This window comes from Streptomyces sp. NPDC003456 (genome assembly GCF_042878735.1).
Lineage (GTDB): Bacteria > Actinomycetota > Actinomycetes > Streptomycetales > Streptomycetaceae > Streptomyces.
The window spans coordinates 520,506-544,700 of sequence record NZ_JBIAOK010000003.1 but is presented as its reverse complement, the minus strand read 5'-3'; the positions used below and the strand labels follow the sequence as shown (position 1 = coordinate 544,700).

Here is a 24,195-nt window from a genome sequence, read left to right as displayed (position 1 = left end):
GACCTGGTCTTGCCGTGCTCCCCTCCCTTCCCCACTTTCACTCTTCGCCGCTTCCCGGTGACGCTGCGCGTCTACACTCGGGGAGGGTCTGTGCCGGACAAGTGCGGGGTGGCACAGGGACGTCGGCGTCGGGCGTCGGCGAGCGGTGCGGAGCCCTGCGCGGGTGCCAGGGCAACCCTTCCGCCCGGCACGGAAGTTGTCCGGAGCGGGACCGGGCGGGGCGTTCAGCCCTCGCCGAACCGGCGTACGTACCGCCGCTGCCAGGGCGTCTCCACCGCGTGCCGGTCGTAGTGGCGGCGGACGTACGCCACCGCCTCCGGGCCGGGGACGCCGTCCAGGACGGCGAGGCAGGCCAGGGCCGTGCCCGTACGTCCGCGGCCGCCGCCGCAGGCGATCTCCACGCGTTCCCCGGCGGCCCGTTCCCACGCCCGGGTCAGTGCGGTGCGGGCGGCCGTCCGGTCCGCCGGGAGGCGGAAGTCGGGCCAGCGGAGCCAGTCCGCCTCCCAGGGGACCTGGGGCGGCGGTCCGCCCAGCAGGTACAGGCCGTAGGCCGGAGCGGGGGCAGCCGGATCGAGCGGCCGGCGCAGGCCCCGGCCGCGGACCAGACGGCCGGAGGGCAGGCGCAGGACACCGGCGGCGCCCTCGCCCCACAAGCCGTCGGCCCCGTCCATGCCGCCCGCTCCCTCCACCGCGCTCCTCGCCGGTCCCGGCCGCTCCATCCCAGCCCCACCGCCCCGCATCGGCAACCCGGTTCACCGACAGCCGAAGGAGAGGCGGGAGCGCCGTATCGGCGCGCGCACCGCTCGCGCTGCCACCATCGTGGGCGTGAGGACGGGCCCGGCCCGCGATCCCGTCCACCGGCACGACCGATGGAGGCTCCATGCCCGACGCCCCGTGGACCGGTGTCGTCCCGCCCGTCTGCACGCCCCTGACACCGGACCGCGAGGTGGACGTCCCCTCGCTGCTCCGGCTCGTCGACCACCTGGTGGCCGGCGGGGTGCACGGGCTGTTCGTGCTCGGCTCGACCTCCGAGGCCGCGTACCTGACGGACGCACAGCGGCGGCTGGTCGTCGAGTCGGTCGCCGCGCACCTGGGCGGTCGGCTTCCCCTGCTGGCCGGGGCGATCGACATGACGACCCCCCGCGTCCTGGACCACGTCGCCGCCGTCACGGCGGCGGGTGCGCAGGCCGTCGTCGTGACCGCCCCGTTCTACGCCCGCACCCACCCGGCGGAGATCGCCCGGCACTACCGCGCGGTCGCGGCGGCGAGCCCGGTGCCCGTCCTCGCCTACGACATCCCCGTCGCCGTCCACACGAAGCTGCCGGCGGAGGTGGTCCTGGAACTGGCCGCCGACGGGGTGCTCGCCGGGCTGAAGGACTCCAGCGGCGACCTGGCCGGTTTCCGCAGCGTCGTCACCGGGGCCCGGGACCACCGGGCCGTCTCCGGGTTCAGCGTGCTGACCGGCTCCGAGCTGCTGGTGGACGCGGCCCTGGCGATGGGCGCCGACGGGGCCGTGCCCGGCCTGGGCAACGTCGACCCGGCCGGCTACGTGCGCCTGGACCGGCTGCACCGCGCCGGCGACCTCCGGGGGGCCCGTGCCGAACAGGAGCGGCTGTGCGCGCTGTTCGGGCTGGTGTCGGCCGGGGACCCGGGGCGCATGGGCCCGAACTCCTCGGCCGTCGGGGCCTTCAAGGCCGCCCTGCACCTGCGGGGCGTCATCGACTGCCCCGTGACGGCCGAGCCGCAGGTGCCGCTGTCGCCGGAGGAGGTGGAGCGGGTCGCCCGGCACCTCACCGCGGCCGGGCTGCTCTGAGGCACCGGTGGCGGCCAGGGACCGCCGTGCGGGGCCGGAGCCGGGCGCGGACCGGCCGCCCGCGCGCGGCCCGTTCAGCCGTCCCCGGGCCTGACGATCCCCGACTCGTAGGCGACGATGACCAGTTGGGCCCGGTCCCTGGCCTTCAGCTTGCCCATGATGCGGCTGACGTGGGTCTTGGCGGTCAGCGGGCTCAGGCCCAGCGCGTCGGCGATCTCGGTGTTGTTCAGGCCGCGGGCGACCAGCGCCAGCACCTCCCGCTCACGCCCGGACAGGCAGTCGGGCCCGCCCGGGCGCGGTACGGCCGGGCTGCGCAGGAACCGCTCGATCAGCCTGGCCGTCGGCCCCGGCGACAGCAGCGACTCCCCGGCCGCCACCGTCCGGATGGCGTCGAGGAGTTCGGCCGGCCGGGTGTCCTTGACCAGGAAGCCGGAGGCGCCGGCCCGCAGCGCGTCCACGATGTTCTCGTCGGTGTCGTACGTGGTCAGCACCAGCACGCGCACCCCGGCGAGGTCCTCGTCGGCGGCGATGAGCCGGGTGGCCTCGATGCCGTCGAGGTCGGGCATGCGGATGTCCATCACGACGAGGTCGGCGCGCTGGCTGCGGGCGAGTTCGACGGCCTGCCGGCCGGTGGCGGCCCGGCCGACGACCTCCATGTCCGCGGCGGAGTCGACGAGCATCGCGAACGCCTCCCGCACCAGCGTCTGGTCGTCCGCGAGCAGCACCCGTACCGTCATCCGGTTCTCTCCCCCGTCGTGGTCAGCGGCAGGACCGCCGTCACCTCGAACCCGCCCCCGCCGCGCGGTCCGGCGTCGAGAGTGCCACCCACGCTGCGGGCCCGCTCGCGCATGCCGACCAGCCCGAAGCCCGGCGTGCCGCCCGGGGCCGGGCCGGTGCCGTCGTCGCTGACCGTCAGGTGCAACGCCCCGTGCCTCTCCTCCACTTCGACGTGGACGGCCGGTCCGGGTCCGGCGTGCCGCACGGCGTTGGTCAGGGCCTCCTGGACGATGCGGTAGGCGGCGGCCCCGACCGCGGGCGGCGCCCGCCGTGTCCGCACGGTCTGCTCGACCCGGGCCCCGGCGAGCCGCGCCGCCTCGGCGAGGTCGGCCAGCCCGTCCAGGCCGGGCAGCGGGCCGCGGCCGTCCGGGGAGCCGTGCTCGCGCAGGACCTCCAGCGTCGTGCGGAGTTCGCCGCGGGCGTTGCGGCAGGTCTCGGCGATGTCGTCCAGGGCCCTGGCGACCGCCTCCCGGTCCAGCCGCCCGGGATCGGCCGCCAGCACGTGGGCGGCGACGGAGGTCTGCACGCCGATCAGGGTGATGCTGTGCGCGAGCAGGTCGTGCAGGTCGCGGGCGATGCGCAGCCGCTCCTCGGCGACCCGCCGCCGGGCCTCCTCGTCCCGGGTGCGTTCGGCCCGTTCGGCGCGTTCGACGATGGAGGCGACGTACTGGCGGTAGAAGCGCACGTCGACGCCGAAGAAGAGCACGGCGACGACCCACCCGGAGATCTTCAGCAGTTCCAGCGCCTCGTGGGTGCTGACGGTGAGCATCACGCTCACGGAGAGGGTGATGACCCCCGTCCCGACCAGGACGGTGCGCAGGGGACGACCGGTGACGGCGACCGTGTACAGCGCGATGTAGGTGGCCGGCGTCGGCGCGGGGTGGGTGTGGTCGAGGGCGTGGTACGGGCCCACGCAGACCACGACCGCGAGCAGGACGAGCAGCGGGTTGCGCCGCCGCCACGGCAGCGGCAGGTGGCAGGCCAGCAGCAGGGCCCAGCCGAGTGCGTCGGGCCGGCGGCCGTCGTCGACGAGCAGGGCCAGGGCGACGGCGAGGGCGGCGGCCGCCCCGGCGAGGACGGTGTCGTTGCGCCGGGCGTGCGGGGCGGTCAGGGGGTCGCGGTTGACGGCGGCCAGGATCCGCTCGGCGAGCCGCGGCCGGGTGGTGGCCGCGGGGGTGGTGGAGGACTGCACGGTGGTCATCCTCGACGAGGAGGGCGTCCCTCCGGGAGGGGAGGGACGCCGCTGTCGGTCAGGGGGCGTGCGCGGGGACGGTCTCCCGCTCGGCCGGTCCGGCCGCCGCCCGCGGTGCGCGTGAGAGCCTGCCCGGCCACCACACCCGCCGCTTCAGCAGCACACTGGCCGTGGTCACCAGGTAGGTGCGTACCAGGAACGTGTCCAGCAGCACGCCGACGGCGATGACGAAGCCGAGTTCGACGAGTGCGACCATCGGCAGGGTGGTCAGCACGGCGAAGGTGGCCGCCAGCACGATCCCGGCGGAGGCGATGACCCCGCCGGTCGTACGCAGGGCGGTGAGCGCGGCGGCCTCCGGGGCGGCTCCGCGCACGGACTCCTCGCGCATGCGGTGCATCAGGAAGATGCCGTAGTCCACCCCGAGGGCGACCAGGAACACGAAGGACAGCAGTCCCAGCCCGGGATCGTTCCCGCCGAAGCCGAGGACCGGCTCGAAGACCAGCCCGCCGATGCCGAGCGCCGCGCCCCACACGGCGACCACGGCCGCGAGCAGCAGCAGCGGCGCGACGAGGCTGCGCAGCAGCGCGACGAGGATGACGAACACCGCGGCCAGCACCAGCGGCACGATCACCTTCCGGTCCCGCGCCTCGCTGTGGGCCAGGTCGATCTGCTGGGCGCTGGGCCCGCCCACGTACGCGCCCTCGGGATCGAGCCCGTCGCGCAGCGCCGCGATGGTCCGCGTCTCGCCGGGGCTCTCGGGCGGGGCGGTGGTGAAGACGGCGATCTCCGTCCAGCCCGAGCCGCTGCGCCCGGGCACCGCCTCGGCGACGCCCTCGGTGGCGCGGGCGCGGGCCAGGACCGTCGCGGTCCGCCCGTCGGGGGCGACGACGGTCACGGGCCGGCTGCTGCGCTCGGGGTACGCGGCGGCGAGGGTCCGCGTCGCGCTGATGGACTCGGGCCGCTCGGTGAAGGAGTCCTCCTGCTTGAGGCTGCCGGACAGGTTGAGCGTGGCGAGCGCGAGGGCACCGAGCAGGGCGGCCCCGCCGACCAGGACGGTGACGGGCCGGCGGGTCGCCGAGGTGCCCATCGCCCCGAACAGGGAGCGCCGCAGCCGGGGTCGACTGCCGTAGGCGGGGATCAGCGGCCAGAAGACGCGCCGGCCGAGCAGCACCAGCACGGCCGGCAGCAGGGTCGTCATGGCGGCCAGCGCGGCGAGCACCCCGACCACGCCGACCGGGCCCATGCCGCGGCTGCTGTTGAGGTCGGCGGCGAGCAGGCACAGCAGTCCGGCGGCGACCGTCGCGGAGGAGGCGAGGACCGCCGGGCCGCAGCCGCGCAGGGCGGCGCGCATGGCGTCGTACGGCCGTTCGTGGCGCCGGAGTTCCTCGCGGTAGCGGGAGACGATCAGCAGGGCGTAGTCGGTGCCGGCGCCGAGCACCAGCACGGTCATCACCCCGCCGCTCTGGCCGGTGACGGTGATGCCGGCCAGTTCGTGCAGTCCGTACCCGGCGGCCATCGCCAGTGTGGCGGCGGCCCCGGCGACGGCCAGCGGGACGAGCCAGAGGAAGGGGCTGCGGTAGATGAGGACGAGCAGCACGGTGACGACGCCGAGGGTCGCCCAGAGCAAGGTGGCGTCGAGCGTGGCGAACACCTTGTTCATGTCGGTGTTCAGCGCCCCGGGCCCGCCGACCTCGACGCTCAGCCCGCCGCCGCCCTCGGCGGTGTCCCGCACCGCGTCGACGAACGCGTCCCGGGCGTCGTCGTCGTGGCCGGGCCCGGTGCTGGAGACCGGGTACATCAGGGTGGTGCCGTCCGCCGAGGGGACGCCCCGCGGCTCGGCGGTCAGGTCGTGGGCGGCGCGCACCCGGTCGATCTGCCCGGCGGCCGTGCGGCGGTCGGCGTCGGTGAGGCCGCCGTCGCGGTGGTAGACGACCACCAGGTCGGTCGACTCCCCGCCGGGCAACCGGTCCTGGACGCGGGCCACCTGGGTCGAGTCGGCGCTGTCGGGCAGGTAGTCCACCGCGCGGTTCTGCTGGATGCCGGAGAACTTCCCGGCGAACGGCCCCATCAGCACGAGCGCGGCCACCCACAGGCCGACCACCGCCCAGGGCACGGCCCGCCGCCGTGCGGTTGTCCTCGTGTCCCCCATCAGCCGCTCTCCCTCCGGTCCGGGTGTCTGGAACGGACTCCAGACTCCCGGCGCGGGAGGGCGGACGCGTCGGCCGTGAGGGCGAGCCGGGCACTACCGCCCGGGGCGGTACGGGCCGCGCTCTACTCCCCGGGGAGTAGAGGGCGCGGGGCTCAGGAGGGCGTGCGCGCGGCGGCGGCCAGCAGCCGGGTGACGTCGTCGGTGCAGAGCGTCAGGGCCGCTCCGACGGTGGCGAGGACGTCCCGCTCGGCCGGGGTGTAGGGGCCGTCCGCCAGGGCGATGCGGGCGCCCTGCAGCAGGATCGACTCGCGTCCGACGGTGGCCAGGTGCGGGGCGAGCGGGTCCAGGGCCTCGTGGAGCTCTATGGCCAGTCCGGCGCCGCAGGGTTGGCCGGTGATGCGGCCGGTGTCCGCCTCCAGCGCCTCGACCAGGGCGGCCAGCTGCTCCTCCGTGCAGTCGTCGAAGCCGGCCGCGCGCACGGCGAGCACCGCGGCCTCCAGTGCCGTGCGGGAGGAGGCGCCGCCCGCGGCGAGCACGGCCAGGGCGACGGTGTGCACGGCGTCGCGGAGCATGGCGGAGAAGCGGGTGGTGGTGGGGTGGTCCAGGACGTCGGTGCCGAAGTGGCGGCGGCAGGCGGCGCACTCGACGACCGGTCCGGTCTCGCCGCGCGGCAGGACGGGCACCCCGCACACGGCGAAGCGCCGCTGCCCGGTCAGCCGCTGGTAGTTGCGGTCACCGCCGCAGCCGGGGCAGAAGAACTCCCCGTCACCGGCGGGTGTCCACGCGGTGCGGGTGCCCAGGATGCGGGCAAGCCCGGCGGCACGGCCGTTTCGTCCCCGTCCTGGCAGCACGTCGCACCTCCGTCACGCGGCACGGCAACGTCGCCGCGCTTGCGTGATGTTAGCCACATCCGGGACGAGGAGTCAGCACCCCGGAGGAGACCTTTCCGTGACCCGCACAGCAATTGGCCGGTATGTGACGGGGCTCCGCCCGCCGGACGACGGCGGACGGAGCCCGGGAATCGCCTGGGGGGCTGGTCAGCGCGTCGTGCGGTTGACGGCCGAGACGACGGCCTTCAGCGAGGCCCGCGTGGTGTTCGCGTCGATCCCGATGCCCCACAGGACCTTGTCGCCGATCGCGCACTCGATGTAGGAGGCGGCCTGCGCGGAGGCGCCCTCGCTCATCGTGTGCTCCTGGTAGTCCAGCAGGCGTACGTCGATGCCGATGGACTGCAGCGCGTCGAAGAAGGCCGAGATGGGGCCGTTGCCGGTACCGGTCAGCACGGTGTCCCGGCCGTCGACGGTGGCCTCGACGGTGAGCGTGTCGACGCCGTCGCGGTCCGTGGTGGACTGCCCGTTCCTGACCTGGATCCGGCCCCAGGGGTTCTGCGGGTTGGGCAGGTACTCGTCCTGGAAGACGGCCCAGATGTCCTTCGGGGTGACCTCGCCGCCCTCGGCGTCGGTCTTCGCCTGGATGATCTTCGAGAACTCGATCTGCATCCGGCGGGGCAGTTCCAGCTTGTGGTCGTTCTTCAGGACGTAGGCGATACCGCCCTTGCCGGACTGCGAGTTGACCCGGATGACCGCCTCGTAGGAGCGGCCGACGTCCTTGGGGTCGATGGGCAGGTACGGCACGGCCCACTCGATGTCGTCGACGGTGACGCCCCGGGCCTTCGCGTCGGCCTCCATGGCGTCGAAGCCCTTCTTGATGGCGTCCTGGTGGGAGCCGGAGAAGGACGTGTAGACCAGGTCGCCCACGTAGGGGTGGCGCGGGTGGACCTCCATCTGGTTGCAGTACTCCCACGTGCGACGGATCTCGTCGATGTCGGAGAAGTCGATCTGCGGGTCGACGCCCTGGGAGAACAGGTTCATGCCCAGGGTGACCAGGTCGACGTTGCCGGTGCGCTCGCCCTGGCCGAACAGGCAGCCCTCGACGCGGTCGGCGCCGGCCATCAGCGCCAGTTCGGCGGCGGCGACGGCGGTGCCGCGGTCGTTGTGCGGGTGGATCGACAGGCAGACGTACTCGCGGCGGGAGAGGTTGCGGCCCATCCACTCGAAGCGGTCGGCGTGCGTGGAGGGCGTGGAGCGCTCGACGGTGGCGGGCAGGTTCAGGATGATCTCGCGGCCCGGGCCCGGCTGGTAGACGTCCATCACCGCCTCGCAGACCTCCAGGGCGAAGTCCAGCTCGGTGTCGGTGAAGATCTCGGGGCTGTATTGGTAGCCGAACTCGGTCTCCGGGCCCAGCAGCTTCTCGGCGTACTCCATGACCAGGCGGGTGCCGTCGACGGCGATCTGCTTGATGTCGTCCCGGGAGCCGCGGAAGACGACCCGGCGGAAGACCGGCGCGGTGGCGTTGTACAGGTGGACGGTGGCGCGCCTGGCGCCCTTCAGCGACTCCACCGTGCGCTCGATCAGGTCCTCGCGGGCCTGGGTCAGTACGGAGATGGTGACGTCGTCGGGGATGGCGCCGGGCTCCTCGATGATGGAGCGCACGAAGTCGAAGTCGGTCTGGCCGGACGCCGGGAAGCCGACCTCGATCTCCTTGTAGCCCATCTTCACCAGCAGATCGAACATGGCGCGCTTGCGGGCGGGCGACATGGGGTCGATCAGCGCCTGGTTGCCGTCGCGCAGGTCGGTGGAGAGCCAGCGGGGGGCGGTGGTGATGCGCTGCTCCGGCCAGGTGCGGTCCGGGATGTCGACCTGCTCGTAGCGGCCGTACTTGTGGATCGGCATGGAACTGGGCTGCTGGCGGTTGGCCATGATGCGGTGGCTCCTCAAGGGTGTCCGGAAGGACGGCCGACGACGCAGCACCAAGCTCCGCGGGGAGGGAGTCGGCCTCGACTACAGGCCCTCGCCGCGGCAGCTAAGGAGAAGCAGCCCGAAACGCATGATGCGCAGCATGCTAGCCGAGCCGCCTCCGGCGCGCGGGGTCGTATCAGTATGCGGGACCGGACGCCCATACGGGACAAAAAGTGCGCCATACCACCCTGCTACAGCCCGTGAACAACGTTGTCCCGGTATTTCACCAATCATGGTGGCGAGTGGTGACAGGGCGGTCACGCAGTGCGAAGGTGCCGGGCATGACGACTCACGGGGGCTTCGAGCCCGTCTTCTGCACCATCGTCCCGCCCCATGTCCTCGACCGGCTGGCCCGGGCCGAGGACCCCGCGCTCGCCGGTCCGGCCCGCCGCACCCTGCAGCGCGACGCCTTCGAGCGCACCCGGCGCCGCCTCACCACGGTCCTCGGGGCCGCGGCCGTCCCCTCCGCCGCCGAGGGCCGCCCGCGGCGCACGATCCACGACGCCCGGCACGGCACCGACCTGCCCGGCCACCCGGTCCGCGCCGAGGGTGACGAACCCGGCCGGGACGCGACCGTCAACCGCGCCTACGCCGGCCTCGGCGCCACCTTCGAGCTGTTCCTGAACGCCTACCGCCGCGACTCGATCGACGGCGACGGCCTGCCGCTGAACGCGACCGTGCACTACGACCGCGACTACAACAACGCCTTCTGGAACGGCGAGCAGATGGTCTTCGGGGACGGGGACGGCGAGATCTTCCTCGACTTCACCATCCCGGTCGACGTGATCGGCCACGAACTGGCGCACGGCGTCACGCAGTACACCGCCAACCTCACCTACTTCGGACAGCCGGGCGCGCTCAACGAGTCCCTCTCGGACGTCTTCGGCGCGCTGATCAAGCAGTACACGCTCGGCCAGACCGCCGCCGAGGCCGACTGGCTGATCGGCGCGGGCCTGCTCGCCCCGCGGGTGACGGGTACGGCCCTGCGCTCGATGAAGGCCCCGGGCACCGCCTACGACGACGACGTGCTGGGCAAGGACCCGCAGCCCGCGACGATGGACGAGTTCGTGCGCACGGGACGGGACAACGGCGGTGTCCACATCAACTCGGGCATCCCCAACCACGCCTTCTACCTCGCCGCCACGGCCCTGGGCGGCCACGCCTGGGAGCGGGCGGGGCAGATTTGGTACGACGTGCTGACCGGCGGCGAGCTGGGGCAGCAGGCGCTGTTCGCGGACTTCGCCAGGCTCACCGTCGAGGCCGCCCGGGCGCGGTTCGGGGACGGGGAGGAGCTGGACGCCGTGTCGAAGGCGTGGGAGCGGGTCGGGGTGCGGACCCTGTAGTTCCGTACTAGACAGGTGCCATGCGGATTCAGGTGAGGCGCACGGGCGGGTTCGCGGGCATCGAGCGGTACGCCGAGGTCGACACCTCGGACCGCTCCGACGCCGGCGAATGGCACGCCCTGGCCGAGCAGGCCGTCGCGGCGGGCCGGAGCACCCCTCCGGTCGGCGTCCCGGACGGGTTCAGCTACCAGATCTCCGTCGACGGCAGGACGGTGTACGCGGCCGACCCGCGGCTGACGGACGAGCAGCGCAGACTCATCTCGCGCGTGCTGAAGGAAGGGGCGTGACGGCCCGTCGGGCACGGGCCGTTGACTTCCCTCACCGGCGGTACGGATGATCCGGCGCATGGCGACTGACGCAGGCAAGGCGATCCCCCGCTTCCCGGCCGGTTTCCTCTGGGGCGTGTCCACCTCGGCGCACCAGATCGAGGGCGCGGCGGGGCTGCGCGAGCCCTCCGTGTGGGACGCCTTCACGGCCGAGCCGGGACGGGTCAAGGACGGATCGACGGCGGAGGTGGCCTGCGACCACGTCCGCCGCCACCGCGAGGACGTGGCGCTTCTGGCGGACCTCGGCGTGGACGCGTACCGCTTCTCGGTGTCGTGGCCGCGGGTGCGTGCGGACAAGGGACTGGACTTCTACGACCGGCTGGTGGACGAGTTGTGCGCGGCGGGCGTCCGCCCGGTGCCCACGCTGTTCCACTGGGACCTGCCGGCGGACCTGGACTGGCTGGAGCGGGACACCGCCGCCCGCTTCGCCGACTACGTCGACGTGGTGGCCGGCCGGCTCGGCGACCGCGTGACCAAGTGGATCACCCTCAACGAGCCGGCGGAGCACACCCTGCTGGGCCACGCCCTGGGCGTGCACGCCCCCGGCAGGCGGCTGCTGTTCGACGCGCTGCCGGTCGCGCACCACCAGCTGCTGGCCCACGGGCTGGGCGTGCGGGCCCTGCGGGCGGCGGGCGCGAGCGACATCGGGATCGCCAACTCGCACGGGCCGACCTGGCCGGCCTCGGACGAGTCGGCGGACCGGGAGGCCGCCGACTTCTACGACCTGCTGCTGAACCGCCTGTTCGCGGACCCGCTGCTGCTGGGCCGCTACCCGGACGGCATCGGCGAGCTGATGCCCGGCGACGTCGCCGCCGACCTGGAGGTGATCGCCGAGCCCCTCGACTGGTACGGGATCAACTACTACGCCCCGACCAGGGTGGGCGCCCCGCAGGGCGCGGAGATCGAGTTCGGCGGCATCGCCATGCCCGCGGAACTGCCGTTCTCCGTGCGGCGGATCGAGGGCCGGCCGGTCACCGACTTCGGGTGGCCGGTGGTGCCCGAGGGCCTCACCGAGGTGCTCACCGCGTTCCGCGACCGCTACGGCGACCGGCTCCCGCCGATCGTCATCACCGAGAACGGCTGCTCCTACCCGGGCCTGGACGACCAGGACCGCATCGCCTACCTCGACGGCCATGTGCGGGCCCTGCACGAGGCGGTGGAGGCGGGCGTCGACGTGCGCGGCTACTTCGTGTGGTCCCTGCTCGACAACTTCGAGTGGGCGGAGGGGTACGCACGCCGCTTCGGTTTGGTCCACGTCGACTTCGGCACCCAGGAGCGCACGCCGAAGTCCTCGTACCGCTGGTACCAGGACATGCTGAAGTCCCGGGCGGTGAAGGACTGATGCGCACCGCGGAGACGGTTGCAGGGTGAACTGCACTGCGAGCATAGTGGCACGGGTGATCCGCGGCCGGATCCCCGAACCGACCGCCCCGGCCCGCTCACCGACCGCTCGCGCCGCCCTCGCCTGTTCTTCCACCCCCCACGGAAGGCGACCCCCGTGTCCCCCCACGCGACGTCCACCCCACGGTTCCTCCAGGCGGTCCGCCCCGGCCGCGCCGACTGGCTGGAGCTGCCCCCGCTGCGGACCAGCGCCGGTCTGGCCCGGCGGGCCCTGCGCGAGCGGCTCACCTCGTGGCAGGTGCCCGACGAGGTGTGCGCCGACGCCGTGCTGCTGGTGTCCGAACTGGTCACCAACGCCGTGCTGCACACGCTCGGCGAACGGATCCTGTGCGGGGTGCAGCTGCTGGCGGACGCCCGGCTGCGGATGGAGGTCCACGACGGCGACCGCACGGGACGCGGCATCCCCGAGTGCTGCCCGGGCCCGGACGACGAGGGCGGGCGCGGTCTGCTGCTGGTCCGGGAGGTGGCGGACGCCTGGGGTGTCGTCCGCTCGCCGCTGACCGGCGGCAACGCCGTGTGGGCGAGCTTCGCGACGGCGTCCTAGCGCCCGGGGTCAGAAGCCCAGGCGGCGCAGCTGCTTGGGGTCCCGCTGCCAGTCCTTGGCGACCTTCACGTGCAGGTCGAGGAAGACGGGCGTGCCGAGCAGGGCCTCGATCTGCTTGCGGGACTTGATGCCGACCTCCTTCAGGCGCTTGCCCTTGGGGCCGATGACGATGCCCTTCTGGCTGGAGCGCTCGATGAAGAGGTTGGCGTGGATGTCGAGCAGGGGCTTGTCCGCGGGGCGGTCCTCCCGGGGCAGCATCTCCTCGACGACGACGGCGATGGAGTGCGGCAGCTCGTCGCGGACGCCCTCCAGGGCCGCCTCGCGGATCAGCTCGGCGACCATGACCTGCTCGGGCTCGTCCGTCAGGTCGCCCTCGGGGTAGAGCGCGGGGCCCTCGGGCAGCAGCGGGATCAGCAGGTCCGCCAGCAGCTGGACCTGCTGGTCGCCGACCGCCGAGACGGGGACGATCTCGGCCCACTCGATGCCCAGTTCCTTGCCCAGCTGGTCGACGGCGATCAGCTGCTCGGCGAGGGACTTGCCGTCGACGAGGTCGGTCTTGGTGACGATCGCGACCTTCGGCGACTTCTTGATCCCCGCCAGCTCCTTGGCGATGAAGCGGTCGCCGGGACCGATCTTCTCGTTCGCCGGCAGGCAGAAGCCGATCACGTCGACCTCGGCCCAGGTGGTGCGCACCACGTCGTTCAGCCGCTCGCCGAGCAGGGTGCGCGGCTTGTGCAGGCCGGGGGTGTCCACCAGGATCAGCTGCGCGTCCTCGCGGTGCACGATGCCCCGGACGGTGTGCCGGGTCGTCTGCGGCCGGTTGGAGGTGATCGCCACCTTCTGCCCGACCAGAGCGTTCGTCAGGGTGGACTTGCCCGCGTTGGGGCGGCCGACGAAGCAGGCGAAGCCGGCACGGTGGGCGGTATCGCCGGACTTCTCGGATGACTCTGCGCGCACACTCATGCCGCCCATTCTCCCTGATCCACGGGGCCGCTCCGCACAGCGGCCCCGCGGCCCCGGGAGCCGTGGGCCGCCCGCACCCCGAACGGCGCGTTCCGGTTCAGTCGAACACGAACGGTCCGGGTGACTGCGGCCCGGCCGCCGTGCAGGTGGCGGTGAGGCCGAAGGCGGTCAGCCGCAGCGAACCGCCGTGTGCCTCCAGGCGGTCGCCGGGGGCGACGGTGCCGCGCAGGGGGCCGACCTCCACGGGGGCTCCGGCCGCCATCGCCGGGTTCGCCCTGCCGGTGAAGGCGACGGTGCCGCCGCCGGCCTTCACCAGGGTGAGGGTGGAGGTGACGGTGTCCTTGCCGAGCGAGACCGGGGCGGTGATCGCCGCGGACGTGACGGTGAAGGTGACGGCGGTGCCGCTCTGCGTGGCGGTGAGCGTGCCCCGGCCGCTGCCGAAGCCGCCGCAGTCGGCGCTGATCGTCGCGGTCGCCGGGGTGACGGCGTGGGCCGCCGGGGCGAGGGCCGGCGCCCCGGCCGCGAGGGCCCCGGCCGCCAGGGCCAGGGCCGCACCCGTCGTGGTGCTGTGGCGTCTCATGTGATGCCGGTTCTCTTCTCTCCCCCCGGTCGCGGGGGGAGGTCAGCCGGCGGTCAGGGTGGCCCGGACCGTCCCGTCGGGCCCGGCCAGGAGCACCGGCGTGCCTGCGCTGCCGAGGTCCCGGACGGCTGCCCGGTCCTCGTCGGTGACCGACTCGGCGTCGGTGACGACCGCGGCCGCCTCCAGGGAGCGCGCACCGGAGGCCACGGCCATCGCCACCGCCGTCCGCAGGGCGCTGAGCTTCAGCGAGTCGAGGGCCACGGTGCCGGCGACGTAGGTCCGCCCGGTCTCGTCCCGTACGGCGGCGCCCTCGGGCACGCCGTTGCGGGCGCGCGCGGAGCGGGCCAGGGTGACGATCTTGCGGTCCTCGGGGTCGAGCGCGCTGCTGTCGGTCATGATCCGAGCATACGGAAGGGTCAGGGCCGGTCCAGGCGGAGGCGGTCCGCGCGGGGGAGGCCGGCGACGACCAGGTCGTAGGAGTCCTCGACGAGTTCGCGGACCAGCCGGTCGGGGAGGTCCCCGTCGGCCGTGACGGTGTTCCAGTGGCGCTTGTTCATGTGCCAGCCGGGCACCACGAGCCCCTCGTACTCCCGCCGGAGGCGGACGGCCTCGTCCGGGTCGCACTTGAGGTTGACCGTCAGGGGGCGCGCGTCCAGGGACGACAGGGCGAAGAGCTTCCCGCACACCTTGAAGACCGAGATCTCCGGGCGGAACGGGAAGTCCTCCTCGGCCGCCTCGAAGGACAGGCAGAGCGCGCGCAGCTCCTGGGGGGTCACTCCGCCTGCTCCTCCCGCGGCGGTTCCTCGGGCTCCACCGGCTCGACCAGGACGGTCACGATCTTGTTCCGGCGGCCGGCCGCGGCCTCCGCGGTCAGCCTGAGCTCGCGCCCGTCGGGCAGGGCGACCACGGACGACGCCCCGGCGATGGGGACCCGGCCCAGTTGCTTGGCGAGCAGGCCGCCGACCGTCTCGACGTCCTCGTCGTCGAACTCCTCCAGGCCGTACAGCTCGCCCAGGTCGCCGATGTCGAGGCGGGCGGTGACCCGGAAGCGGTCCTTGCCGAGGTCCTCCACCGGGGGCAGTTCGCGGTCGTACTCGTCGGTGATCTCGCCGACGATCTCCTCGAGGATGTCCTCGATGGTGACGATGCCGGCGGTGCCGCCGTACTCGTCGATGACGACGGCGACGTGGTTGCGTTCCTTCTGCATCTCGCGCAGCAGGTCACCGGCGTTCTTGGTGTCGGGCACGAAGAACGCGGGCCGCATGGCCGTGGACACCTGCTCGGTCTCGGCGTCCCGGCTGATGTGCGTCCTGCGGACCAGGTCCTTCAGGTACACGATGCCGACGATGTCGTCCTCGCTCTCGCCGGTCACCGGGATGCGGGAGAAGCCCGAGCGCAGGGCGAGGGTGAGGGCCTGGCGGATGGTCTTGAAGCGCTCGATGACCACCAGGTCCGTGCGCGGCACCATGACCTCGCGGACGAGGGTGTCGCCCAGCTCGAAGACCGAGTGCACCATGCGGCGCTCCTCGTCCTCGATGAGCGACTCCTTCTCGGCGAGGTCGACCAGCGCCCGCAGCTCCGCCTCGGAGGCGAACGGGCCGCGCCGGAAGCCCTTGCCGGGGGTGAGGGCGTTGCCGATGAGGATGAGCAGCGAGGGGATCGGGCCCATGATCCGCGCCAGCGGCACCAGGACGTAGGCCGAGACCGTCGCGGTGTTCAGCGGGTGCTGGCGGCCGATGGTGCGCGGGGAGACGCCGACGGCGACGTACGACACGAGCACCATGACCGCGATGGCGACCAGCAGTGCCTCGGTCGTGCCGTCGAACTCCTGGAGGCAGCCGTAGGTGATGAGCGCGGCGGCGGCCATCTCGCAGGCGACGCGGACCAGCAGCGCCACGTTCAGATAGCGGGTCGGGTCGGCGGCGACCTGGGAGAGCTTGGCGCTGCCGCGGCGGCCCGAGCGCACGGCCTCCTCGGCGCGGAAGCTGGAGACGCGGGCGAGGCCCGCCTCCGCGCAGGCGGCCAGCCAGGCCACGACGACCAGGGCGACGGCGCCCAGAGCGAGTTGAGGACTCATCGGCGGGCGCTACGAGACCGTCGGCGCCGGGGACGGGCCGGTCAGGCCCCGCTCCGCGCGCCAGCCGTCCACGATGGCCGCCTGCAGGCCGAACATCTCGGCCTTCTCGTCCGGCTCCTCGTGGTCGTAGCCCAGCAGATGCAGCACTCCGTGGACGGTGAGCAGCTGGAGCTCCTCGTCCATGGAGTGCTGTGTCTCCGCGTCCTTGCCCTGCTTCTCGGCGACCTCGGGGCACAGCACGATGTCGCCGAGCAGGCCCTGCGGCGGCTCGTCGTCGTCCTTGGACGGCGGACGCAGCTCGTCCATGGGGAAGGACATGACATCCGTCGGGCCCGGGAGGTCCATCCACTGGATGTGCAGCTGCTCCATGGCGTCGGCGTCCACGACGATCACCGACAGTTCGGAGAGCGGGTGGATGCGCATCCTGGCGAGCGCGTAGCGGGCGATGTCGAGGATCGCCTGCTCGTCGACCTCGGTACCGGACTCGTTGTTGACGTCGATCGACATGGTGTTGTGCTTGTCTACTTCCCCTTGTGCGCGGACTTGCCCCGGCTCTTGTGCGTGCCGTTCTGGGTGCCGTGCGTGGTGTCGTACTTCTCGTACGCGTCGACGATACGGCCCACCAGCTTGTGCCGGACGACGTCCTGGGACGACAGCCGGGAGAAGTGCACGTCGTCCACGCCGTCCAGGATGTCCTGCACCTGGCGCAGGCCGCTCTTCGTCCCGTCGGGGAGGTCGACCTGCGTCACGTCACCCGTGATGACGATCTTCGAGTCGAAGCCGAGACGGGTGAGGAACATCTTCATCTGCTCGGGGCTGGTGTTCTGGGCCTCGTCCAGGATGATGAAGGCGTCGTTGAGCGTGCGTCCGCGCATGTAGGCGAGCGGCGCGACCTCGATCGTGCCCGCGGCCATCAGGCGCGGGATCGAGTCCGGGTCGAGCATGTCGTGCAGCGCGTCGTAGAGCGGGCGCAGGTACGGGTCGATCTTCTCGTAGAGTGTGCCCGGGAGGAAGCCCAGGCGCTCTCCGGCCTCGACCGCCGGGCGGGTCAGGATGATGCGGTTGACCTGCTTGGACTGCAGGGCCTGCACGGCCTTGGCCATGGCCAGGTAGGTCTTGCCGGTGCCGGCGGGGCCGATGCCGAAGACGATGGTGTGCTTGTCGATCGCGTCCACGTAGCGCTTCTGGTTGAGCGTCTTGGGGCGGATCGTGCGGCCGCGCGAGGACAGGATGTTCTGCGTGAGCACCTCGGCCGGGGTCTCCTGGCCGTCGCTCTCGCCGTTGTCGCTCGCCTTGAGCATGGCGATCGAGCGTTCCACTGCGTCCTCCGTCATCGGCTGCCCGGTGCGGAGCACCAGCATCATCTCGTCGAACACCCGCGCGATGAGGGCGACGTCCTTCGGGTCGCCGACCGCGCTGATCTCGTTGCCCCGGACGTGGATGTCGGCCGCCGGGAAAGCCTTCTCGATCACGCGCAGGAGGGAGTCGCCGGATCCCAGCACGGTCACCATGGGGTGCTGGGCGGGGACGGTGAACTGCGCTCTCGCCTGCTCCTGCGCGGAGGTGTGAGCTGTCGGTGATTGAGTCATGGGCCGGCGCTTAAGGCCTGCGGTTCCTCCTCGTCACGGCCGCGCAGCTGAGGGCGGCCTCGCGATTCCCAGGGTACGACGGTGCGGTGACAACGCCGTAGGGGTTTTGGGGACGGGAGGACGAACGGAGGCGGCGGCTCCTGGCCGGCGGCGGGTTCCCCGGTGCGGGCGGATCATGCCGAGCGGCGGAAGCCGATCGTCGGCACCGCGCGCCGCAGCGGCCACGGCCGCACCAGTTCCTCGGGCACCAGCCCGGCCAGGAACCCGTACCGCCGCAGCGCCTGGGGGTCCTGCCCCTCGACGGACTGCACCCTGCGCCACCACGCTGCGATCTCCGACCAGCCCGGCGCGGACAGCGACCCGCCGAACTCCTGCACCGACAGCGCCGCCGTCAGCCCCGCGAACGCCAGCCGGTCGGCCAGCGGCCAGTCCGCCAGCGTCCCCGCCACGAACCCGGCGACGAACACGTCCCCGGCCCCGGTCGGGTCCAGCGCCTCGACCTCGATCGCCGGCACCTCGGCCGTCTCCCCCGTACGCCGGTCCACCGCGTACGCCCCCTCCGCGCCGAGGGTGACGACGGCGAGCGGGACGTGCTCGGTGAGGGCGTGCGCGGCGGCCCGGGGGCAGTCGGTGCGGGTGTAGCGCATGGCCTCCTCGGCGTTCGGCAGGAACGCCTCGCAGTGCCGCAGGTCGGGCAGCCGGGCCAGGTCCCACGCCCCGGTGTCGTCCCAGCCGACGTCGCCGAAGACGCGGGTGCCCTTGCTCGCGGCCTGCGCGATCCACGGCGCGCTCACGCCGGGCGCGAGGGAGGCGACGGCGGCCCGGGCGCGGGGCGGGCACGCGGGGGCGGGCTCCTCCGGGGGCGGCTCGTGGCCGTGCGAGACCATCGTCCGCTCCCCCTCGTACGCCATGGAGACGGTCACCGGTGAGTGCCAGCCGGGCACCGTGCGCGACGGGGAGAGGTCGATGCCCTCGCCGTGCTCCAGGGCGTCCCAGCAGTACTCGCCGTAGTGGTCGTCGCCGAAGGCCGCGGCGAGGGAGGTGCGCAGCCCGAGCCGGGCGAGCGCGGTGGCCATGTTGGCGACGCCGCCCGGGCTCGATCCCATCCCGCGCGCCCAGGACTCCGTCCCGCGCACCGGGGCGGAGTCGAGCCCGGTGAAGACGATGTCGAGGAAGACGGTGCCGGTGAGGTAGACGTCCCAGGGCGGGTCGTCCGGCGCGCGCAGGGGGCCGAGGGGATCGACCTGGTTCTGCCGGTGCGATCCCTTTCCGGCCGGGCCCTTTCCTGCCGGGGCGGTGGACGCGATCACGATGCGCTCCCTGACGTGGTGCGGATCAGGCCAGTCTGCACCACACCGCCGGGAAGCGGCCGCTACCAGCGCGGCATCGCGGGCGTCACCCACCCCGGGTCGGCGCGCCGCATGGCGGCCGCGTCGTCCCGGTCCCGCAGCGCCCCGTCGCCCTCCAGCCAGCGCCCGTGCAGTACGGCCAGCCGCTCGCGGTCCAGCTCCACGCCGAGGCCGGGGGCGTCGGACACCGCCACGCGCCCGCCCTCGAAGACGATCCGCTCGGTCAGGACGTCCTCCGACTGCCACGGGTAGTGGGAGTCGCAGGCGTGGTGGAGGCCCGGGACGGTGGCCGCCACGTGCGTCATCGCGGCCAGCGAGATGCCCAGGTGCGTGTTGGAGTGCATGGACACCCCGACGCCGAAGGCGCGGCACACCGCGGCGAGTTGCTGGGTGCTGCGCAGCCCGCCCCAGTAGTGGTGGTCGCAGAGGACGACCTGGACGGCGCCGCGGGTGAACGCCTCCTCGATCTCGGCGAAGGTCGTCACGCACATGTTGGTGGCCAGCGGCACCCCCGTCCCGGCGGCGACCTCGGCCATGGCGGGTGTGCCGAGGGCCGGGTCCTCCAGGTACTCGAGGACGTCGCCCAGCTCCCCGGCCACCCGCAGGGAGGTCTCCACCGACCAGGCGCCGTTGGGGTCCAGCCGCAGCGGACGCCCGGGGAAGGCCTCGGCGAGGGCGCGCACGGCGGCGATCTCCTCGTCGGGCGGGAAGACGCCGCCCTTGAGCTTGTAGGAGGTGAAGCCGTGGCGTTCGGTGAGGCGGCGGGCCTGCTCCACCACGCCGGCCGGGTCGAGGGCCGCGCCCCACTCGTCCGTCCCGGCCGGTGCACCCTCGGGGTGGGCGGCCCACTTGTAGAACAGGTAGGCGCTGTACTCGACCGCGTCGCGCACCTTGCCCCCGAGCAGCGCGTGCACGGGCAGGCCGAGGGACCGGCCGAGGGCGTCCAGGCAGGCGACCTCGAACGCGGAGACGACGGACAGCCGGAGCTTGTCGGCGGTCTGGGCGCCGCGCAGCCCGCCGACGTCTACGGCCGTCTCGACCCGGGAGCCGTCCACCGCGATCCGGTCCGCGAGGGTGACCAGTCCGTTCAGATCGCTGACCGGGTGTCCCGCCAGCTGTGCGGCGAAGGGCCGGGCCAGTTCCAGGTACTTGGTGTCGCCGTAGGTCTCCCCCACACCGGTCACCCCGTCCGCCGTGACGACCTCGACGATCAGCCGGGGCGTGTACGGCTGGTGGACGCCCTGCGTGTTGAGCAGCGGCGGGTCCGCGACCAGCACGGGCGTCAGCCGTACGTCGGCGATGGCGAGGTCCACGGGGCGGCTCCCACGAGGTCGGGTCCGGCGGTGCGGAAGGCGGTCGGTCATGGTCGGTCATGTATGAGAATCGGGACTGCCTATGCGAACGTCAACAGGCGCGGCGACGAGGGAGCCCTGACGGGCCGAGCGACCGCGGAGGGCGCGCGTTTACCCGAGGTTCATTGCGGCAAACAGAATGTGCCCCAGATCACATCAGCCCGGCTCCCGTGTCCGAGTGGTTGCTTGATACAAATTGCCCGCGCGTTCCTGTCCGTCGACGGTCGTCGCCCCACCTCCCCTGATCGCCGCTCCTTTCGCATGCCCTGGGAACGCCCGTGTTCGCCCCCCGCACCACTCCCTGGCCCCTCGTCGCCCTTTTCACGGCCGGGTACCTGGCTCCGTATCTGCTGCCCACCACCGTGGGCCGCCTCGACTCGGGGCTTGCGCTCTCCGCCACCCAGGCCGGGGCCGTCGGCAGCGCCCTGCTGCTGAGCTCCGCCGCCGCCGGGTTCGTCCTGGCCTCCCGGGTCGAGCGGATCGGCGCCCGCACCCTCGCCCGGCTCGGGCTCGCCCTGGCCCTGCTCGGCTACGGCGGCGCCGCCCTGACCACCGCGGTCCCCGCCGTCGTCGCCGGCGCGATGATCGGCGGATTCGGCTCCGGCACGGCCACCACCGTCGCCGCGACCCTGATCGCCGGGCAGAAGGACCCCCACCGGGCGTCCACCGCGGGGCTGCTCAGCGTCTCCGCCCTGGCGGCCGCCGTCTACCTGACGGTGCCGCACCTCGGCCCGGGGCACGGTCTGCCGCTGGCCGCGATCGCCCTCACCGCCGTGGCCGTGTGGCCGCTGACCGCCCGGCTGCCCGCCGGGACGCCCCCCACCCCCGCGCGCACCGGCCGGGCCCGTCTGCCGCACGCCCGCTCCGGGCTGGTGCTGGCCGCCGCCATGGTGTGCTGGTCGCTCGCCCAGAACTCGCTGTGGGGCGTGAGCGGCCGGATCGGCCTGGAGCAGGCGCACCTGGGCGAAGCCACCGTCGGCGCCGTCTTCGCCCTGGCCCTCGGCGCCGGGCTCGCCGGCGTCCTCGCGGCCGGTGCCCTCGGGGCGCGGCTCGGACGGGCCGTGCCGATCGGCCTGGGCACCACGCTCATCGCCGGCTGCATCGTGGTGAGCGCCTCCGCGACCGGCCTCGGCACCTTCGCGGCCGGCGAGATCGCCTGGAACACGCTCTACCCGGTGGTCCTGTCGTACCTGATCGGGCTGGCCGCCTCGCTCGACCCGCGCGGGCGCTGGGCGGTCCTGGTCGGCTCGGCGTCCTCGCTGGGCACGGCCGCCGGGCCGCTGACCGGCAGCGTGCTCTCGGCGCAGGCCGGGTTCCCGGTGATGGGCGCGGTCCTCGGCGCCGGGCTGCTGGTGATCGCCCTGCCGATGACCGCCGTCGCCCTGCACACCGGCGGGCGTCCGCTGCTGCCCGGTGCGATCCGCCGGCGCGGCGGTCACCCGGCGGCCCTGGTCGCCGCCGCCACCGGCACCCCCACCGGCGCGGTCCCGGAGATCGGCGCCCCGGAGCAGCCGGTGGTGGAGATCCCGGTGGAGGCCCCGGCCGTCCCCGCCCAGCGCGCCTACGGCAAGGCGGGGTCCGAGGCCCCGTGACGGTCTAGCCGAAGGTGTAGGCCTCCACCTCGGCCAGGTAGCGCGCCCGCAGTTCCTCGTCGTCCTCCAGGAACGAGGCGAGGAAGGAGTTGCGGGCCAGCTCGCGCAGCCGCTCCTCGCCGAGGCCGAGGGTGTCGCGCACGGCGTCGAAGTTGTCCCCGGCGTAGCCGCCGAAGTAGGCCGGGTCGTCCGAGTTGACCGTGCACATCAGGCCCGCGTCCAGCAGGGCGGGCAGGGGGTGCTCGGCGAGGGTGTCCACCGTGCGCAGCCGGACGTTGGACAGCGGGCACAGCGTCAGCGGCACCCGGTCGCGCACCAGCCGCTCCACCAGCGCCGGGTCCTCCACGCAGCGCAGCCCGTGGTCGACCCGCTCGACGCCGAGGACGTCCAGCGCCTGGGTGATGTACTCGGGCGGCCCCTCCTCACCCGCGTGCGCGACCCGGCGCAGTCCCAGCGCGGCGGCGGCCTCGTAGACCTCGCGGAACTTCACCGGCGGGTGCCCGACCTCGGCGGAGTCCAGGCCGACCCCCGTGATCCGGTCCAGGTAGGGCCTGGCGGCGTCGAGTGTGGCGAGCGCCGACGCGGCGGACTCGTCGCGCAGGAAGCACAGGATCAGCCGGGTCGAGACCCCGTGGTTCGCCTCGCTGTTGCCCAGCGCGCGCCACAGCCCCTCGACGACCGTGCCGAGTTCCAGACCGCGGCCGGTGTGGGCCTGCGGGTCGAAGAAGATCTCGGCGTGCCGCACGCCCTGCGCGGCGGCCCGGGCCAGGTACGCGTCGGCCAGGTCCTCGAAGTCGCGCTCGGTGCGCAGGACGGCCATCAGCTCGTAGTACAGGTTCAGGAACGACTGCAGGTCCTCGAAGCGGTACGCCTCGCGCAGCGCGTCCGTGTCGGCGTAGGGCAGGGTGACGCCGTTGCGCGCGGCGAGCTCGAAGGCCAGCTCCGGCTCCAGGGTGCCTTCGATGTGAAGGTGCAGTTCGGCTTTGGGGAGGGGCATCAAAGCATCGTACGGTCGTTTCACCGACGCTTCGGAATCGGCACCCGCAGAAGGTCGCGTGCCACGGTCAGCTCGCCCTCGTACCCGGCGGCCCGCGCCTGGCGCTCGAACTCCTCCGGTTCGCCGTAGCGCTGGCTGAAGTGGGTCAGCACCAGGTGCCGTACCCCGCTCTCCCGCGCCACCCGGGCCGCCTGGCCCGCCGTCAGGTGGCCGTGCTCGACGGCGAGTTCCTCGTCCTCGTCGAGGAAGGTCGACTCGATGACGAGCATGTCGCACCCCTCGGCGAGCGCGTACACTCCGTCGCACAGCCGGGTGTCCATGACGAAGGCGAACCGCTGCCCGCGCCGGACCTCGCTGACCTCCTCCAGCGAGACGCCGCCGAGGGAGCCCTCGCGCTGGATGCGGCCGACGTCCGGGCCCCTCAGGCCGTGCGCGGCGAGCCGCTCGGGCAGCATGCGCCGGCCGTCGGGCTCGACGATGCGGTAGCCGTAGGACTCCACCGGGTGGGACAGCTTGCGGGCCTCCAGCAGGTAGCCGCCGGTGCGGGCGAGGGGGCCGTCGGCGGCGACCGGCGCCTCGGTGATGCCGACGGTCTCGCGGTAGGCGGTGGCGTACCGGAGCCGGTCGAAGAAGCGCTGCCCGGAGCGCGGGTAGTGCGCGGTGACCTCGTGCGGGACCCGGTCGAGGTTGATGCGCTGGATGACGCCCGCCAGGCCCAGGCTGTGGTCGCCGTGGAAGTGCGTGACGCAGATCCGGTTCAGGTCGTGCGCGGCCACCCCGGCACGCAGCATCTGCCGCTGCGTGCCCTCACCGGGATCGAAGAGGATGCCTTCGCCGTCCCAGCGCAGCAGGTAGCCGTTGTGGTTGCGGTGCCGGGTCGGCACCTGGCTCGCGGTGCCGAGGACGACCAGTTCACGTACGGACAAGGCGCTCTACCCCGGCGGCCACTGCAGGCCGCGGCCGCCGAGCACATGGCCGTGGACGTGCCAGACCGTCTGGCCGGCGCCGCTGCCGGTGTTGAACACCAGGCGGTAGCTGTCGAGCTTCTCCTCCTCGGCGACGGCCCGGGCCGCGACGAGCAGGTCGGCGGTGAGGGCGGGGTCGGCCTCGGCGAGGGCGGCCGCGTTCTCGTGGTGCGCCTTCGGGATCACCAGGACGTGGGTCGGGGCCTGGGGGTTGATGTCGCGGAACGCGAGGGTCGTCTCCGTCTCGCGCACGATCGTCGCCGGGATGCTGCCCGCGACGATCTTGCAGAACAGGCAGTCGTCCTGGGGTTCCCCTGCCATGGTCCCTCCGGGGTTCGGCCGATCGTGGTCTCGGGTGGGCATCGTAGCGTCGTCGGGCGCGGGTCCG

General features: G+C 73.4%; 24 protein-coding genes. 6 read left to right on the top strand and 18 right to left on the bottom strand.

Annotated elements, in window-relative coordinates:
* Positions 1-224: 224 nt before the first annotated feature.
* Complete coding sequence (locus ACFYWG_RS13415; RefSeq protein ID WP_389201250.1) at positions 225-671, bottom strand: protein phosphatase; 447 nt, start codon at positions 669-671, stop codon at positions 225-227.
* Between the two features lie 209 nt (positions 672-880).
* Here ACFYWG_RS13415 and ACFYWG_RS13410 point away from each other — a divergent pair, with 209 nt between their 5' ends.
* A complete protein-coding gene (locus tag ACFYWG_RS13410) occupies positions 881-1,813 on the top strand; it encodes a dihydrodipicolinate synthase family protein (RefSeq protein WP_385413358.1) in 933 nt (310 codons plus the stop codon).
* 74 nt (positions 1,814-1,887) lie between these two features.
* On the opposite strand, the gene ACFYWG_RS13405 is transcribed toward ACFYWG_RS13410, so the two are convergent.
* From ACFYWG_RS13405 to leuA, 5 genes are all read right to left on the bottom strand, one after another.
* Positions 1,888-2,550, bottom strand: a complete 663-nt coding sequence (locus ACFYWG_RS13405; protein ID WP_389201248.1) for a response regulator — start codon at positions 2,548-2,550, stop codon at positions 1,888-1,890.
* Entirely contained in the window at positions 2,547-3,791 is a 1,245-nt protein-coding gene (locus ACFYWG_RS13400) for a sensor histidine kinase (protein ID WP_383501578.1), read from the bottom strand. The genes ACFYWG_RS13405 and ACFYWG_RS13400 overlap by 4 nt, the downstream gene beginning before the upstream one ends.
* Positions 3,792-3,840: 49 nt before the next feature.
* Positions 3,841-5,931, bottom strand: coding sequence for an MMPL family transporter (locus ACFYWG_RS13395; RefSeq protein ID WP_389201245.1), 2,091 nt, complete (start codon positions 5,929-5,931; stop codon positions 3,841-3,843).
* A 152-nt stretch (positions 5,932-6,083) separates the two neighbouring features.
* Complete coding sequence (locus ACFYWG_RS13390; RefSeq protein WP_389201244.1) at positions 6,084-6,782, bottom strand: TerB family tellurite resistance protein; 699 nt, start codon at positions 6,780-6,782, stop codon at positions 6,084-6,086.
* Between the two features lie 186 nt (positions 6,783-6,968).
* Complete coding sequence (gene leuA / locus ACFYWG_RS13385) at positions 6,969-8,690, bottom strand: 2-isopropylmalate synthase (RefSeq protein WP_385413367.1); 1,722 nt, start codon at positions 8,688-8,690, stop codon at positions 6,969-6,971.
* 320 nt (positions 8,691-9,010) lie between these two features.
* On the opposite strand from leuA, the gene ACFYWG_RS13380 reads away from it, so the two are divergent.
* From ACFYWG_RS13380 to ACFYWG_RS13365, 4 genes are all read left to right on the top strand, one after another.
* Positions 9,011-10,072 (top strand): M4 family metallopeptidase, encoded by a 1,062-nt coding sequence (locus ACFYWG_RS13380; protein ID WP_389201242.1) that lies wholly within the window; start codon positions 9,011-9,013, stop codon positions 10,070-10,072.
* Between the two features lie 20 nt (positions 10,073-10,092).
* The gene (locus ACFYWG_RS13375; protein WP_376323081.1) at positions 10,093-10,359 is read left to right on the top strand and encodes a protealysin inhibitor emfourin; all 267 of its coding nucleotides are present in this window, start codon (positions 10,093-10,095) and stop codon (positions 10,357-10,359) included.
* Positions 10,360-10,417: 58 nt separating this feature from the next.
* The gene (locus ACFYWG_RS13370) at positions 10,418-11,740 is read left to right on the top strand and encodes a GH1 family beta-glucosidase (RefSeq protein WP_389201239.1); all 1,323 of its coding nucleotides are present in this window, start codon (positions 10,418-10,420) and stop codon (positions 11,738-11,740) included.
* Positions 11,741-11,896: 156 nt separating this feature from the next.
* A complete protein-coding gene (locus ACFYWG_RS13365; RefSeq protein WP_383501596.1) occupies positions 11,897-12,343 on the top strand; it encodes an ATP-binding protein in 447 nt (148 codons plus the stop codon).
* Between the two features lie 9 nt (positions 12,344-12,352).
* On the opposite strand, the gene era is transcribed toward ACFYWG_RS13365, so the two are convergent.
* The 9 genes from era to ACFYWG_RS13320 all read right to left on the bottom strand — a co-directional run bounded on the left by era (position 12,353) and on the right by ACFYWG_RS13320 (position 20,265).
* Complete coding sequence (era, locus tag ACFYWG_RS13360) at positions 12,353-13,306, bottom strand: GTPase Era (RefSeq protein WP_376323076.1); 954 nt, start codon at positions 13,304-13,306, stop codon at positions 12,353-12,355.
* A 97-nt stretch (positions 13,307-13,403) separates the two neighbouring features.
* Entirely contained in the window at positions 13,404-13,886 is a 483-nt protein-coding gene (locus ACFYWG_RS13355) for a hypothetical protein (protein WP_389201236.1), read from the bottom strand.
* Positions 13,887-13,928: 42 nt separating this feature from the next.
* Complete coding sequence (locus ACFYWG_RS13350; RefSeq protein WP_376323072.1) at positions 13,929-14,282, bottom strand: cytidine deaminase; 354 nt, start codon at positions 14,280-14,282, stop codon at positions 13,929-13,931.
* A 20-nt stretch (positions 14,283-14,302) separates the two neighbouring features.
* Positions 14,303-14,662, bottom strand: coding sequence for an MmcQ/YjbR family DNA-binding protein (locus ACFYWG_RS13345; protein WP_383501603.1), 360 nt, complete (start codon positions 14,660-14,662; stop codon positions 14,303-14,305).
* Positions 14,659-15,963 carry a hemolysin family protein gene (locus ACFYWG_RS13340; protein WP_389201232.1) on the bottom strand — a complete coding sequence of 435 codons (1,305 nt, stop codon included), beginning with the start codon at positions 15,961-15,963 and terminating at the stop codon, positions 14,659-14,661. Before ACFYWG_RS13340 ends, ACFYWG_RS13345 begins: the two co-directional genes overlap by 4 nt.
* A gap of 9 nt (positions 15,964-15,972) precedes the next feature.
* Complete coding sequence (ybeY, locus tag ACFYWG_RS13335) at positions 15,973-16,470, bottom strand: rRNA maturation RNase YbeY (RefSeq protein WP_190898580.1); 498 nt, start codon at positions 16,468-16,470, stop codon at positions 15,973-15,975.
* 14 nt (positions 16,471-16,484) lie between these two features.
* Positions 16,485-17,552, bottom strand: a complete 1,068-nt coding sequence (locus ACFYWG_RS13330) for a PhoH family protein (RefSeq protein WP_376323067.1) — start codon at positions 17,550-17,552, stop codon at positions 16,485-16,487.
* A gap of 173 nt (positions 17,553-17,725) precedes the next feature.
* A complete protein-coding gene (locus ACFYWG_RS13325) occupies positions 17,726-18,862 on the bottom strand; it encodes a carbohydrate kinase family protein (protein ID WP_376323065.1) in 1,137 nt (378 codons plus the stop codon).
* Between the two features lie 62 nt (positions 18,863-18,924).
* Complete coding sequence (locus tag ACFYWG_RS13320) at positions 18,925-20,265, bottom strand: glucarate dehydratase family protein (protein ID WP_389201228.1); 1,341 nt, start codon at positions 20,263-20,265, stop codon at positions 18,925-18,927.
* Positions 20,266-20,531: 266 nt separating this feature from the next.
* Here ACFYWG_RS13320 and ACFYWG_RS13315 point away from each other — a divergent pair, with 266 nt between their 5' ends.
* Positions 20,532-21,845: an MFS transporter gene (locus ACFYWG_RS13315; RefSeq protein ID WP_385413389.1), complete on the top strand. Its 1,314-nt coding sequence runs from the start codon at positions 20,532-20,534 to the stop codon at positions 21,843-21,845.
* 4 nt (positions 21,846-21,849) lie between these two features.
* Here ACFYWG_RS13315 and ACFYWG_RS13310 read toward each other — a convergent pair whose 3' ends face one another.
* The 3 genes from ACFYWG_RS13310 to ACFYWG_RS13300 are packed head-to-tail and all read right to left on the bottom strand — an operon-like array spanning position 21,850 to position 24,128.
* Positions 21,850-22,842 carry an adenosine deaminase gene (locus ACFYWG_RS13310; RefSeq protein WP_383501620.1) on the bottom strand — a complete coding sequence of 331 codons (993 nt, stop codon included), beginning with the start codon at positions 22,840-22,842 and terminating at the stop codon, positions 21,850-21,852.
* A 20-nt stretch (positions 22,843-22,862) separates the two neighbouring features.
* A complete protein-coding gene (locus ACFYWG_RS13305) occupies positions 22,863-23,768 on the bottom strand; it encodes a ribonuclease Z (RefSeq protein WP_389201226.1) in 906 nt (301 codons plus the stop codon).
* Between the two features lie 6 nt (positions 23,769-23,774).
* On the bottom strand, positions 23,775-24,128 hold the full coding sequence (locus ACFYWG_RS13300) for a histidine triad nucleotide-binding protein (RefSeq protein ID WP_376323057.1): 354 nt from the start codon (positions 24,126-24,128) through the stop codon (positions 23,775-23,777).
* Between the last annotated feature and the right edge of the window lie 67 nt (positions 24,129-24,195).

Bases quoted from the DNA above. Each gene is read 5' to 3' on its own strand.
- era (WP_376323076.1), bottom strand. From the start codon at position 13,306: ATGAGTGTGCGCGCAGAGTCATCCGAGAAGTCCGGCGATACCGCCCAC.
- leuA (WP_385413367.1), bottom strand. From the start codon at position 8,690: ATGGCCAACCGCCAGCAGCCCAGTTCCATGCCGATCCACAAGTACGGC.
- ACFYWG_RS13350 (WP_376323072.1), bottom strand. From the start codon at position 14,282: ATGACCGACAGCAGCGCGCTCGACCCCGAGGACCGCAAGATCGTCACC.
- ACFYWG_RS13380 (WP_389201242.1), top strand. From the start codon at position 9,011: ATGACGACTCACGGGGGCTTCGAGCCCGTCTTCTGCACCATCGTCCCG.
- ACFYWG_RS13375 (WP_376323081.1), top strand. From the start codon at position 10,093: ATGCGGATTCAGGTGAGGCGCACGGGCGGGTTCGCGGGCATCGAGCGG.
- ACFYWG_RS13320 (WP_389201228.1), bottom strand. From the start codon at position 20,265: ATGACCGACCGCCTTCCGCACCGCCGGACCCGACCTCGTGGGAGCCGC.
- ACFYWG_RS13400 (WP_383501578.1), bottom strand. From the start codon at position 3,791: ATGACCACCGTGCAGTCCTCCACCACCCCCGCGGCCACCACCCGGCCG.
- ACFYWG_RS13310 (WP_383501620.1), bottom strand. From the start codon at position 22,842: ATGCCCCTCCCCAAAGCCGAACTGCACCTTCACATCGAAGGCACCCTG.
- ACFYWG_RS13415 (WP_389201250.1), bottom strand. From the start codon at position 671: ATGGACGGGGCCGACGGCTTGTGGGGCGAGGGCGCCGCCGGTGTCCTG.
- ACFYWG_RS13300 (WP_376323057.1), bottom strand. From the start codon at position 24,128: ATGGCAGGGGAACCCCAGGACGACTGCCTGTTCTGCAAGATCGTCGCG.
- ACFYWG_RS13370 (WP_389201239.1), top strand. From the start codon at position 10,418: ATGGCGACTGACGCAGGCAAGGCGATCCCCCGCTTCCCGGCCGGTTTC.
- ACFYWG_RS13395 (WP_389201245.1), bottom strand. From the start codon at position 5,931: ATGGGGGACACGAGGACAACCGCACGGCGGCGGGCCGTGCCCTGGGCG.
- ACFYWG_RS13410 (WP_385413358.1), top strand. From the start codon at position 881: ATGCCCGACGCCCCGTGGACCGGTGTCGTCCCGCCCGTCTGCACGCCC.
- ybeY (WP_190898580.1), bottom strand. From the start codon at position 16,470: ATGTCGATCGACGTCAACAACGAGTCCGGTACCGAGGTCGACGAGCAG.
- ACFYWG_RS13330 (WP_376323067.1), bottom strand. From the start codon at position 17,552: ATGACTCAATCACCGACAGCTCACACCTCCGCGCAGGAGCAGGCGAGA.
- ACFYWG_RS13355 (WP_389201236.1), bottom strand. From the start codon at position 13,886: ATGAGACGCCACAGCACCACGACGGGTGCGGCCCTGGCCCTGGCGGCC.
- ACFYWG_RS13405 (WP_389201248.1), bottom strand. From the start codon at position 2,550: ATGACGGTACGGGTGCTGCTCGCGGACGACCAGACGCTGGTGCGGGAG.
- ACFYWG_RS13340 (WP_389201232.1), bottom strand. From the start codon at position 15,963: ATGAGTCCTCAACTCGCTCTGGGCGCCGTCGCCCTGGTCGTCGTGGCC.